The sequence below is a fragment of the Archangium sp. genome (assembly GCF_036389735.1).
In the GTDB taxonomy this organism is placed as follows: domain Bacteria; phylum Myxococcota; class Myxococcia; order Myxococcales; family Myxococcaceae; genus Archangium.
Genome location: NZ_DASVWK010000558.1, coordinates 15,282 through 28,121 on the forward strand (window position 1 = coordinate 15,282; position 12,840 = coordinate 28,121).

A 12,840-nucleotide genomic window follows, 5' to 3' on the forward strand; every position below is an offset into this window, starting at 1 on the left:
GCGCCGCCTACTCGAAGGCGTCCACTACCCGAACGAAGGCTGCGTTACCGTAGGGCAAGATGGCCGTGCCGGGACGCGGGCCCGGAAACTTGGGAATGCCCAGGCGCTTCAGGTTGCCACTCTCGTAGGTGGTCACGCCGCAGAAGGGCACCAGCGTGCCATCCGGCAGGATGGCCTCGTAGTACCGGGCAATCGCACGAGGGCCTCCCGTCCACACCTTCCCGCGCAGCCGCGTGCCCTCGGGAAGACCATGGAAGCCCATGGGCATGAAGCTATCGACGTCGCCGTCCGCGATGACGTAGTTGTCCCAGACCTTGCTGGTGCCTCCGATGAAGATGCTCCAGGCGTGCTGGCTCGTGATTGCCAATTCACGCATGGCGGCCTTGGCTCCCTCCGGGCAGTCCTGAGGACCGGGACTGCCGTCCGGGCGGAGGGGCACGCCCGTGCAGGCCGTCAGCCCCATCAGGGATACCGTCGTGAGGGCCTTCAGGGTGTCGTTGTCTTTGTGGGACCGCATGGAGTCAGTCTCCTCTGGTTGTGCCGCCTCCACGGGCGGCGGTGGGGTAGGTCCGTCCTTCTTCCACAGCACGAGGAAGTTCAGGAGATGCGCCAGCACGGTGAGCGCCACGACGGCCAACAGCTTCCGGTCACTCACGGCCCATCGCCTGTTGGCGGGGGTGGGCTTCTCCTCGGGTCGAGGTGATTCCACCTGCTGAAGGACCGCGGGCACGGGTCGGGGTGGCGCCTCCGGTCGCGGAGTCTCAGGCTCGGGTGGGGCGGCGGTCGCCGCTGGGACTTGTATCCGACGCAGGTGAGCCTCTTCCTCCGAGGTGGGCAGTGGCGGGCCCACGGGTGGACGCAAGGCGGTCTCCGTCTCCCGATGGGCCGGGTCCCTCTGCTCCTCTGTGGTGAGGAAGAGGGGCTCGTCCCACGAGGCATCGGCCGCCTCCAGCTCCCGCTCCAGTTCCTCCACCAGGTGCGCGGCCGAGGCGAATCGGTCCTCCCGACTCTTCGCCAGCAGCCGCATCGTCAGGAGGTCGAGCGCCAGGGGCACCCGGGGGTTGAGGGCCCGGGGGGCCTGGGGCGCGAGCTGCTCGATGGCCCGCATCAAGGCTTGGCGCGAGAGGTGCTCCGGGAAGAGAGGGCCCCCGGTCACCACCTCATAGAGGGCGACTCCCAGGGCGTAGAGATCATCGGACTGCTGGAAGACATAACTCTCACCGGCTCCCGCACGACCCTGCCGCTCGAAGGCGGCTGCTTCCGGGCTGCGGCTGCGCGGGGTGCCCGGGGGCAGCCCGGCCTCGGTGAGGGTGTAGGCGCTGGAGTGCTCGGCGGCTCCGAAGTCCACGATGACCGGCTCTTCGTCAGCCGAGCGTACGAGGATGTTCTCCAGCTTCAGGTCCCGGTGCAGCACGCCGCGCTGGTGTGCCTCGTCCACGGCCCGGGCGAGCTTCAGGAAAAGACGGGCCACCCGCCACGCGGTGATACGGGTCCGCTTCGGCCAATCGGCGAGCGACACGCCCTCCACCAGATCCATGACGAAATAGTGATAGCCCGTCTCGGGATGGGGCCAACGACCCTCGTCATGGATGCGAACGATGTTGGGATGCTTGACGAGGCGCAGGCAGGTGGCTTCCCGCTCGGCCCGAGCATCCGCCCGAAGTGCCTGCGCGTCATCGGGTTGGGGGTGACTCAGCGCAATCTTCAAGGCATAGGGGCAGGCATCTCGCTCCACCTCGTAGACGGCGCCGAAGGCACCGCTCCCCAGGAGGCGCACCACGGTCCACAGGCCCACCTTGGTACCAGTGGGCAGGTAGCGTGGATGGAGGGTGAAGGGTTGCGGCATGGCCAGGGCCTCTAATCGTTGAGACGGATGAGACGCGCGCCGCCCTTCTCGAACAGGTCGAGGCGCAGCGGTCCGGCGTCATCCTTGATCGACGCCTGATAGATGAGGACGAAACGCCCTGTTTGACCCGGAGCGAGGGGGCCTGACTCCACGTGCAGGAGGAGGAGCTTCACCTCCACCCCGCCCGCTCCAGGGCCACCAGCGGCGCGCACCAGCATGGGCTTCTCCAGTTCCCAGGGCTTCTCCCCGTTGACGGTGGAGTGGGACACGCTCACGACCAGTCCCATGTAGCCGGCGGCACGAAACACCCGGGCCTCGGCTTCCAGTGGGCCCACCCGGCCTCGGAGAGGGTGCGGATTATCAAAGAGAGCCGCTTCCACCTTGGGAGTGAGCAGGAGCCTCAACAGCGCGGCCTCGGGCGTTCCCTGCTGGCGGCGACACCGCCGGTTCTCCGCACTCAGTTGCGCGTTCTCCCCGCGCAGCGCCGCGTTCGCCTCGTGGCAGGCGGTGTCTTCCGCCAGGGTGGCGTCCACGGCGGAGACGAGCGTCCTCGGGCCCACCGATTCGTCAGCGTGGGCGGAGGAACCTCTCGGCACGAGGGTCAGCAGGAGGCCGGGCAGCAGGAGGACGGGGCGTTTCATCCGGAGGCATCATGAGACCCTGACTCCAGAAGTGGTAATTTTCGGCCCGAACTCTCAGGTAGCCCCCGATTGTCCCCCTCTTCAGTCTCGAGGAGGGGCATGAACGTCCTGCGGTTCCTGTTAGAAGGGTTGCGCATGGAGCCCAAGGACAAGAAACCGCGACCGGAGCAGGACCGCACGGACCAGAGTCTTCGCCAGGAGAGGGAGAAGACCGACGAAGAGTTCAGCAAGAAGCGGGACTCCATCGAGGAAAACGCGGATGCGGTCGTCCAGCACGCGCGGGCCACCGCGGACACGTCGTTGAAGGTGACCCGGGCTGAAACGGATGAGCGGTTGGCGCGGAGCGAGGCCCCGCAGCAGGAACGCCAGAGCGTGGCCAGGGAGCGGGTCCAGGAGGACGCGACCCTTCAGCGGGAGCGGACCACCTCGGACGAAAAGCTCCGGGATGAGCGAGAGGCGCGTCGACGCGCCCTGGCGAGCCTCCTCCGGTTGGAACGAGCGACGACGGACCAGGAGCTGTTGACGGAACGGGCGCGCGCGGATGAAGCCCTGGCGGCGCGAGACGACTTTCTGGGGATGGTGAGCCACGATTTGAGGACGCTGCTCGGAGGCATCGCCATGCGCGCGGCCATGCTCGTCAGGAACGCCTCCGAGGATGAGGCCGGGCAGAGAACCCGCAGGGACGCGGGGAGCATTCAGCACTTCACGGCTCGAATGAACCGGCTCATCGGAGACTTGATAGACGTGGCCAGCATCGAGGCGGGCAGGCTCTCGGTGGAAACCCGGCCAGAGGATGCGATTCGCCTTGTCCGGGAAACGGTGGAGACCTTCCAGCCCGCCGCGTCCGCCAAGGGCCTCTCGCTCGATGCGGAAGTGGCCAGGGACTCCCTGCTGGCCCGCTTCGACCATGAGCGGATCCTTCAGGTGCTCGCGAATTTTCTGAGCAACGCCATCAAGTTCACCCCCGAGGGAGGCAGGATTTCGATTCGCGTCGAGCCCGTGGAGCAGGAGGTCCGCTTCTCCGTCGCCGACACGGGATCGGGGGTCTCCGAGAGCATGCTGGAGCGAATCTTCGAGCGCTTCTGGCAGGTCCTGGAGAGCGACAAACGAGGGCTGGGCCTGGGGCTCTACATCTCCAAGTGCATCGTGGAGGCTCACGGCGGAAGGATCTGGGCCGAGAGTAGGACGGATGGGGGCAGTTCCTTCTTCTTCACCCTCCCCGGGGCGCGGACCTCCGGGTAACCGGAGAACGGGCTACACGGCGACGGAAGCCGGCCGCTGCACCTGCACCCCGGGCAGCAGCGGCGCCGGGTTGAGCGTCAGGATGAGCAGCGTGCGCAGGGCCTCCGAGAGGTCCTCCCCCACGCTGGCCGCACCCGCCGGCGCTCCCTGGAGCTCCGTCGGCACCGGGTGGCCCACCACCACCACCGGGATGCGGATGTCCCACGCCAGGAAGTGCGCCAGCTTCACCGCCGCCTCCGACACGTCGAACAGCACCGCCCCCACCGCCCCCGCGCTGAACGGCCTCCACAGCGGCCTCGCCGCCTCCGCCGGAGGCAGCACGCAGAAGTCCAGGTGCAGCAGCTCATGCAGGTCCAACCGCCCCAGCGTCCCGAAGCCGCTCTTCACCGCCGTGGGCTCGGCCGCCACCGCCTCGATGCCCGGCACCTGCGACAGCACCCGGCGCGCCACCGCCGGGCCGCTGCCGCACACGAAGAGCTTCGCCGTGGCCTCCTTCGACGGTCCCCTGCCCCGGAGGATCCGCCCGCGCAGCGCGTGCAGCTCGGCGGGCCCCAGCAGAGGACCGGTGCCCCCCTCCTTCTCGCCGCCCTCGGTCATGCGCGCCACGCCCTTCTGGAGCAGCGTGTGCAGCACGCCCACCACCTCCAGGTCCGGGGCCGGCGCCAGGTCCAACACCTCGCCCACCGCCCGGGGCTGACGCAGCAGCTCCACCACCTGCGCCGTCACCGGGTGCTGGTCCTGCGTCAGGTCCGCGTCCGGCGCGAGCACCAGCCGCGTGTTGCGCGACGGCAGCCCCGGCATCAGCCGGTTCAGCTCGTCCGCCTGGCGCATCGCCTCCAGCAGCGCGTCGTCCGTGCCTCGCTGGATGCGCGGCTTGCCGCCGCTGCCACCCGGGGAGAAGGTAAACGAGCCCTCGGCCCACACCAGCAGCCGGAAGAGGGCCTTCTCTCCCTCGGCCCGGCCCGTGCGCGCGTTCACCGGGCGACCGTCCGCCACGATGATCTCCCCGCGCTCGTTGCCCCGCTCCAGCGTCAGCTTCCCGCTGCGCTTGTTCATCCCGAGGATCTGCATCAGGTCCGGGATGCTCAGCTGGCTGAGCGAGCCTTCGATCTCCTGCACCTCGCTCTTGAGGTCCTTCGCCGCCTCGTTGCGGCGGAAGATGTGCTCGATGCGCGAGAGCACCTCGTCGATGTTGAAGGGCTTGCGCAGGAAGCCGTCGCGCAGGCCGCGCAGCTTGTCCGCCTCGAGGCTGCTGGTGGACACCACCACCGGGATGTCGTCCGTGCGCGGGTTGCTGCGCAGGATGTTGATGAAGGTGCGCGCGTCCAGCATCCGGCACGTCTCATCGAACAGGATGAGGTCCGGATGGCGCAGCACCGCCACCTCCAGCGCCCGCGAGCCATCCGGCGCGTAGTGCACCTGATAGCCCTTGGTGCGCAGGGCACGGGAGAGCGGGCGGACCGACTCGAGGTCGGGGTCGGCGATGAGGATCTTTCGGACCTGTGCCACGGGCGCTCCCCTACTCAGTACGGCTGCAAGTCATATTCCGCCTGGAGGCGGGTGATGAGCCCGTCCACGACGGCGGTGTCCGACGAGTGGAACCCCCACGTCGCCCCGAGCCCGCGGCGCTGGATGAGCGCGTACGAGGCGCTCTCCGACAGCCACAGGAGGAACTCGTGCCGGGCCATCCGCTCGTCGCCCTCCAGGAAGACGGGCGTGAGCGCCGGGTGCGACTCCAGGTCCATCCGGCGGCCCAGCAGGTAGATGCGCGAGGCCATGTCCGTCGGGGCCGACTCCAGCCCCAGCGCGATGGGCAGGTCCGAGCGGATCTCCGGCCCTCCCACGTACAGCAGCCCGCGCGAGCCCGGGTCGCGGATCAGCTCGCGGGCGATCTCCATCTGGAGCTCGTCGAAGAGGACGTCGGACACCTTGCCGCGGCGCGAGGGCTCGGCGTTCTCCTCCACCGGCAGCTTGGGGCTGGAGGCGTTGCCGAGCAGCAGGTCCACCTCGTCCCAGAAGGGCAGCGTGTCCAGCATCAGCTTGCGCTGGAGCGAGGAGCGCCGCTCGTCCATGCGCCGGCGGCAGCGGTGCACCAGGTCGTCGAAGTCCTCGCCGTCCTTGGGGAAGGTGCTCGCCCCGCCCACCAGCGCGAGCGGCAGGCGCGCCTCCACCTCCTGCGCGTCCGGCTCCTCGCGCACCGCGGCCAGGGCCCGGCGCACGAACATCATCGCGCCGAAGAAGTCCGTCTCCGGCAGCAGCAGGTAGAACTCCTGGTCACTCGCCTTGGCGATGACGTCCGAGTCCCGGACGATCTTCGAGAGCGCCTTGATGATGCCGCGCATCGCGCGCCTGGCGTCCCCCGCCCCCAGGCGCACCTTCACCATGTTCAGGTTGTCGACGGAGAACGTCAGCAGCGAGAACGTCCGCCCGTAGCGCCGCGCCTTGTAGATCTCCTTCGAGGCGTAGTCGGTGAAGTAGCTGAGGTTGTAGGCGGCGGTGTCCCGATCCCTCAGACCGAGCCGCTGAAGCGCCAGCATCTTGCGGCCGTTCTTGATGCCCACCGCGGCCGAGTCACCGAGAATCTTGGCGTAGCGCACGTGCTCGGTGCGGAAGTCGCCAGCGAGCGGGTCCGACAGCTGCGCCAGACCCATGATGTCCCCGTTGGTGACGAAGGGGACGTAGAGAACCGGCGAGCGCTCGTCCCGGGCGATCCACGGCATGGCCTCGCGCAGGCGGTTGCCGAGCGGACCCTCGGGGCTCATGCGCTCGGCGAGGAACTGCTTGTCCAGCAGGCCCCGGTAGGCGCGCAGCACGAGCTGCCCCCGGTCATCGGCGATCCACAGCGCGGCGCTCTGGGCGTCGCACACCGAGGCGAGTTCCGCGGCCACGCGCTCCTGCAACCACTCCAGGTCCGGCTGCGAGAGCAGCTCCAGGCAGCGCTGGTGGAGGTTCTGGTAGCGGGCGAACTCGAGGTTCTCGCTCTGGAGCTGGGTGCGCTCACGGCGAAGCTGGGCGCGCTCCATGGCGCGCTCGGTGGCGAGCAGCAGGTCCGTCTCATCCACGGGCTTGGTGAGGACGACGGCTACCCCGGCGCTCAAGGCCATGGCCGAGCCCCTCACGTCGGTGCGTTGGCTGACGAGGATGATCTCCTGGTCGGGGTCGCGCTCGCGCAGCGTGGTGGTGAGTGCGAAGCCATCCATGCCGGGCATCACCACGTCGGTGATGACCAGGTCGAAGGAGGCGCGACCCACCTCCTCCAGCGCGGCGGCGGCGCTGTCCACGGTGACGACGGCGTAGCCCTTCCGGCTGAGCATGTCGGAGGCGAGCTGCCGGAAGAAGTTGTCGTCGTCGACGACGAGGATCGGACCAGCCACGGGGTGAGGACTCGGGAGGGTGAGGGGGCCCCGAGAGGTTACCGGCCCTGGAGATCCGGGACAACGCCCGTGAAGACGAAGGCCGCCGGCCCCCGGAGGCGGATGTCGGACAGGTCCGAGGGCACCCGGATGTGCAGGTCGCCGCCCGGCAGGGTGACACGCAGCCAGGCATCCGCTGGGAGCCGCTTGGCGAGTACCGCCGCCACGGCCGCCGCGCTGGCCCCGGTGCCGCAGGCCTGGGTGAGGCCGCAGCCCCTCTCCCACACCACGACGGTCAGGCCGTCGGCGTCCACCCGGGTGAACTCGACATTGGTGCGGTCCGGGAAGCCGGGGTGCCGCTCGAGCTCGGGGCCCAGGCGGCCCGCGTCCTCCAGGGACTGGTCGAGCAGGACGAGGTGCGGGTTGCCCAGGTTGATGGCGTAGCCGCGCAGCCCGGAATAGCCGGGCACGGGCGCGTCGAGGAACGGCTGGCTGGTGGCCCCCGAGGGCAGGTTGGGCGCCACGAGCCGCGCCGGCCCCAGGGAGAGGTCCACCTCCGTCACGCCGTCCTTGCCGTACCCGGGCGAGCACACGAGCACCCCGGTGCCCGTCTCCACCTCGATGCGCTCGGGCCGCTCGCCAGCGTTGTCCACGAGGTACTTCACCGCGCACCGCAGGCCGTTGCCACACATCTCGGCGATGCTGCCATCGGCGTTGTGGACCACCATCTTCGCGAAGCCCGAGTCCGAGGGCAGCAGGGAGAGGACGCCGTCCGCGCCGATGCCCAGGCGCCGGTCACACAGCAGCCGCGAGGTCTCCGCGTCGATGTCCCTGCCGCTCTTGCGGCGATCCAGCACGATGAAGTCGTTGCCGAGACCTTGGTACTTGAAGAAGAACTCCGTGCCAGGACTGCTCATCTCTCGAATCCTAGCCGGGCCGCGTCAGCCCTGCTCATCGGTTTTGGGGGCGGTGGGAACGGCCTCGGGTGCCTGCGGGCCGGTGGAGGGAGTGCTCCCCTTCGGGCGGCGCAGCAGGTCATTCTTCACGGCGTTCAGCTCGGCGTTGGCGCGGGCGTAGATGTCCTGGACGGTGTTCGCCCCCGCCCGCGCCGACATGCGTTTGAACGTGGCCAGCTCGGCCTGCTGGGCCTCCACGCGCTGCTTCTGCTCCTCGAGCGCCGCGTCGCGCTCGGCCAGGGAGCCCTGGAGCGTCTCGAGCTGGCCCTGGAGCCGTTCCACCTCCGCGGACAGCTCCAGCACGGACTCGGAGTCCGACACCGGCTTGCTCGACTCCAGTTGCTGGAGCTTCTCCAGCAGCCGGGTCCGCTCGCCCTCGAGGGACCGGAGCCGGGCCTCCGCCGCCTGCGCCTGCTTCGCCTTCTCCGCGCGCTCGGCATCGAGGAACTTCACCGCCTCCGCGGAGGCCGCCTCCAGCGCGTTCACCCGGCCCTCCAGCCGGATACGGGCCGCGCGGGCCACCGTGAGATCCGAGTTGAGCCGTTCGCGCTCGGACGTCAGCGAGCCCTTCTCCGACTCGAGCTTCACGAGCAGCTCCTGCACGCCCTGCGTGGATGCCTCGCGCTCCCGAGCCCGCCGCTCGGCCTCGATCGCCTTGGACTCCAGCTCGGCCAGCCTCGCCTGCATGGACGCCTCCAGCTGTCGGGCCCGCTGCTCGGCCTCGTCCGCCCGGGCCGCCGCCTCGGCCAGTTGCGTCCGCACGGCGACCTCCTGCTCGGCCAGGGTCTCCTTGGTGGCCACCAGGCCCTCGTTGACCTCCGTGAGACGGGCCTCGAGTTCGCTCGCGGACCGCTCCGCCTCGGCTGCCCGCTCCCGCTCCGAAACGGAGGACGCGTGGGTCCGGAGCAGTTCCTCGCGCACGTCGTCGAGCTGGGCCCGGGTCGTCCCGACTACCGTGCGCTCCTTCTCCAGCTCGGCCCGGGCGGCTTCGAGGGCCGAACGCTCCTCCTGGAGGGCGGATTCGAGCGTGGGCGCCTTGCCCGCGATGCGCCGCGCCGATTCGAGCTGAAGGGTGAGCAGTTCCATCTGCTCGTGCTCCGCGGAGAGCCGGGCCTTCTCCCCGGCCAGCTCCTGCTGGAGGTGCGCGATGTGGAAATCCCGATCGCGCAGGCCCTGGTGGGCATGCTGGAGGGCCATCGAGGCCTGTTGCGCCTGGAACCGGATGGCCTCGAATGGAGCCAACTGGGCACGCAGCGCCGCCAGCTCCGCGTCCTTCTTGGCGACATCGTCCCGGAGGTCCTCCAGCGCCATCCGGACCTCCACCGCGTCGCGCTTGCGGGCCTCGCGCTCCGTAGAGATGGCCTCCTCGCGCGCCAGGGCCTCCGAGAGCCGAGCCTCGGTCGCCTTCAGCGACTCCTCGAGCTCACGGGTGCGTGTGTCCAGACCGGAGGAGCGGGTGGTCTCGGCCTCGTGCTCGGAACGCAGACGCGAGAGCGTCTCCTGGAATTCCTTGGACGTGCCGCGCTCCGACTCCAGGCTCGACCGCAGCTCCTCGACGAGCCGCTTCTGCGCCTCCACGGAGGAGCCGAGTTCCGTCCCCTCACGCCGGGCCGTCTCCAGCTCCGCGCGCAGGGCCGAGGACTCCTGTCGGGCCGTCTCCAGCGCTTCGAGCCGCGCCCGCTCGCGCTCGTCCGCGCCCGCTCGAGCGGACTCCAGGTCCGTGCGCGCCTCGGCCAGGGACTGCTCCGCGGCCTCGCGTCCGGTGCGCTCGGACTCCAGCGCGCGCCGGGTCTCCGCGAGGGCCTGCGCCGCCTCGGCACGGGCCTGTGCCAGCGAGGCCTCCAGGGCCTCGCGCTTCCGCCCCGCCTCCTCCAGCTCCGAGCGCAGCTCCGAGAGCCCGCTCTCACCCTGGGCCCGTGCCCGCCGCTCCTCCTCGAGCCCAGCGCGCACGCTGGCGAGGGTGGCCTCCACGGTCTCCCGCTCCCGCCGCTCCGTCTGAAGCTCGGCGCGCACGAGAGACAGGGCCTCGTCCGCCTTCTTCCGCTCTGTCTGAAGCTCGGCGCGCACGAGGGCCAGGCTCTCGCTCGCCTCGCGCTGCTCCGTCTCCAGTTCGGCGCGCACGAGGGCCAGTGCCTCATCCGCTTTCCGCCGCTCCTCCTCGAGGGAGGTCTCGACCTGAACACGCTGCTGCCGTTCGGTGTCGAGTTCGGTCCGGGTGAGCCGCAGGGCCTCGTCGGCCTGGGCCTTGCTCTCGCGCTCCCAGTCCAGCTCGGCGCGGCTCGCCGCGAACGACTCCTCGGCCCGGGCAAGCTGCCGCCGCTCCGTGTCGAGTTCGGCGCGCACTCGCGTCAGGGCCTCTTCCAGCTGGGCCCGCTGCTGGCGCTCATCGTCCAGCGCGGAGAGGGCGCGCGCGGTCTCCTCACCCGTCTGGGTGCGAAGCTGCCGCTCCGACTTGAGCTCGGCCCGGGCGAGCGCGAGCGCCTCCTTGGCCTCCTCCAGCCGCTGCCGCTCCGCCTTGAAGTCCGCCTGGGCCTCCGCCCACGCCGCCTCCACCTGGGTGCGCTGGGCCTGCTCGGCCTCCAGCTCGGACTGAATCCGCGCCAGGGCCTCTTCGAGCCCTGCCCTGCCCTGCTTCTCCAATTCGAGGTCGGCCAGCGCATTCGCCCGCGCCTGCTTCAGTGCCGCGTCGAGCCGGGAGATCGACTCCACGTCCGAGGTCCGCACCCGCTCCAGCTCCGCGAGTGTCTCCTCGACCTCCACCACGCGCCGCCGCAGGGTGCCCCGCTCATCGACCAACGCCTGCCGCTGGGCCTCCAGCTCGGCGAGGGCGCGTGCCGCCTCTTCGCGCGCGCCAGCCTCCACCGCCACCTGGCTCTCGAGGCCCTCGGCCCGACGCTGCTGGGCCTCGCGCGCGGCCTTCTCCCGAGCGGCCTCGGCCGTGGCCTCCTCCGTCCGGGCGCGCTCCTGGGCCACCGCCCGCGCCAGCCGCTCCTCGGCGAGCCGGCGCTCCTCCTCGATCGTCTCCTCCAGCTCCGCCGCGGCGCGAACCCGCTCCTGCTCCAGTGACGACAAGCGCCCCTGGGCCTCGTGCAGGGCCTGCTCCAGCTTCGCCGCCGCGCCCCGGACGTTCTCCTCCGCGCGCGAGCGGGCCTCCACCTCCGCCTGGAGTTGCTCCACCTCGGCACGCGCCGCGGTGAGCTCCGTCTCCAGGCCGCGCCACTCGGCCTCGCGCGCCGTCAGGCGCACCTCCGCGTCCCGCCGGCCCGCCTCCGCGGAGGACACGCGCCGGGTGCCATCCTCCACCTCGCGAGCCAACCGCGCCAGGTCCGCGTCCCGCAGGCGCAGCGAGTCCTCCGCCGCCTTGCGCGACTCCTCCGCCCGGGCCACGTCCGCCTTGAGGTGCTCCACCGCGGCGAGCGCCGTGGAGTACTGCTCGGCGATGCGCAGCTCGCGCTCGCGGGCCGCCTCCGCCTGTCGCCGCACGTCCTCCAGCTGCTCCCGCGCGCGCTCCGCCGAGAGCCGATCCTTCTCGCGCTCGACGCGCAGGCCAGCCAGGTCGTCCTGGAGCTCGCGCACACGGGTGTACGCCTGGGCGAGGCGCTCGCGCGACTCCTCCAGGGTGGTGTTCAGCTCCTCGCGGCGGGCGCGCTCCAGGCGCTGCGCCTCCTGGGCCCCCAGGGCCTGGACCTCGGACTCCTTCCGGGTGCGCTCCGCGGCCTCCAGCTCCAGCCGCTGCTGGGAGAGGCGCCGGTCCGCGTCGGACACGCGCTCCAGGGCCACCTGGAGCTCCAGCTCGGTGCGGCGCAGGCGGGAGGACAGCTCGTCGCGCTCGCGGACGGACTCGGGGGTGCCGCGTGCCTGCTCCAGCTGCGCGGTGAGCCGGGCCACGTCCTCCCGGGCAATCTCCAGGGAGGGCTTGAGCTGGGCCACCTCGGCCTCGCGGTCGGTCAGCTCCGCGCGCACCCGGGTGAGGGACTCCTTGAGACGCCCGGTGCGCTCCTCCCATCCCTTGGCGCGCTGGGCCACCTCGTCCAGCTTCCCTCGGGTGAAGGCGAGAGGCTCGGGCGGCAACTGCACCCAGGTGGGGTCCACGACGCGGGCGGGCTCGGCGCCGGCCACCACCACGAAGTAGGCGGCCTCGCTGCCACGGATGAGGGTGCCGTCCACCTGGAGGCCATCGCCCTTCTCGAAGGCGAGCTGGTAGCCCAGCACCGGGGACTGGGTGGCCACCTCCACATGGGGGAAGTGTGGCGAGAGCGCGTCGAGCAACTGCCCGTACGTGGGCGGTACGCCCTCCTCCAATTCCATGAGCTGCCACAGGGCGAGCCCCGCGGCGTTGCTCAGTCCGCCCAGGAGGTAGCCCTGGCGGCTCACCAGCCGCGCCAGCTCGGCGAGCAGCGTGGGGGCGCGCACGTAGGGGGCGAGGTCGGCCACCAGCACCAGGTCGAAGCTGCCGGGCTCGAGGTCGTCGTAGACGTTGGCGCGGTAGCGCAGCGTGGCGCTGCCGTGGGCCTTCTGGGCCGCCTCCACCGCCTTGAGGTCCGCGTCGCAGGCCACGACGGTGCGGGCGCCGCGCTCCAGGAGGAAGCGCGCGCTCTCGCCCGCGGTGGTCGCGACGGAGTCCACTTCCAACACGCGACGGCGTGCGAAGAGACCCTCCGCGAAGATGTACCGGGGCAACAGCTCGCTGGTCCCCAGTCGGCGGAATGTGGGATGCATGAGTTAGGGCGGCCGAGTATAGCCCTGGGGACGGTTGTCCCAAGGAAAGCACTGGAGGCGGGAAATCGCCTCTCCGCTCGGAC

Annotated in this window: 7 protein-coding genes; 1 reads left to right on the forward strand and 6 read right to left on the reverse strand. The window is 70.8% G+C overall.

Annotation, left to right across the window (positions count from 1 at the left end; all coding sequences use genetic code 11):
* Positions 1 to 7: 7 nt before the first annotated feature.
* Together VF794_RS19565 and VF794_RS19570 are read right to left on the reverse strand one after the other, a co-directional pair.
* On the reverse strand, positions 8 to 1,846 hold the full coding sequence (locus tag VF794_RS19565) for a serine/threonine-protein kinase (RefSeq protein ID WP_331112593.1): 1,839 nt from the start codon (positions 1,844 to 1,846) through the stop codon (positions 8 to 10).
* Positions 1,847 to 1,857: 11 nt separating this feature from the next.
* Positions 1,858 to 2,487 carry a DUF2381 family protein gene (locus tag VF794_RS19570; RefSeq protein ID WP_331112595.1) on the reverse strand — a complete coding sequence of 210 codons (630 nt, stop codon included), beginning with the start codon at positions 2,485 to 2,487 and terminating at the stop codon, positions 1,858 to 1,860.
* A 99-nt stretch (positions 2,488 to 2,586) separates the two neighbouring features.
* Between VF794_RS19570 and VF794_RS19575 the strand changes: the two genes are divergently transcribed.
* The gene (locus VF794_RS19575) at positions 2,587 to 3,729 is read left to right on the forward strand and encodes a sensor histidine kinase (RefSeq protein ID WP_331112597.1); all 1,143 of its coding nucleotides are present in this window, start codon (positions 2,587 to 2,589) and stop codon (positions 3,727 to 3,729) included.
* 12 nt (positions 3,730 to 3,741) lie between these two features.
* Here VF794_RS19575 and VF794_RS19580 read toward each other — a convergent pair whose 3' ends face one another.
* Genes VF794_RS19580 through VF794_RS19595 form a run of 4 tightly spaced genes read right to left on the reverse strand, consistent with a single transcriptional unit; the run spans position 3,742 to position 12,757 of the window.
* Complete coding sequence (locus VF794_RS19580; protein WP_331112599.1) at positions 3,742 to 5,238, reverse strand: DUF4388 domain-containing protein; 1,497 nt, start codon at positions 5,236 to 5,238, stop codon at positions 3,742 to 3,744.
* A 14-nt stretch (positions 5,239 to 5,252) separates the two neighbouring features.
* Entirely contained in the window at positions 5,253 to 7,103 is a 1,851-nt protein-coding gene (locus tag VF794_RS19585) for a GGDEF domain-containing response regulator (protein ID WP_331112601.1), read from the reverse strand.
* A 38-nt stretch (positions 7,104 to 7,141) separates the two neighbouring features.
* A complete protein-coding gene (gene dapF, locus VF794_RS19590) occupies positions 7,142 to 7,999 on the reverse strand; it encodes a diaminopimelate epimerase (protein ID WP_331112603.1) in 858 nt (285 codons plus the stop codon).
* 24 nt (positions 8,000 to 8,023) lie between these two features.
* Entirely contained in the window at positions 8,024 to 12,757 is a 4,734-nt protein-coding gene (locus tag VF794_RS19595; protein ID WP_331112605.1) for a hypothetical protein, read from the reverse strand.
* Positions 12,758 to 12,840 lie beyond the last annotated feature (83 nt).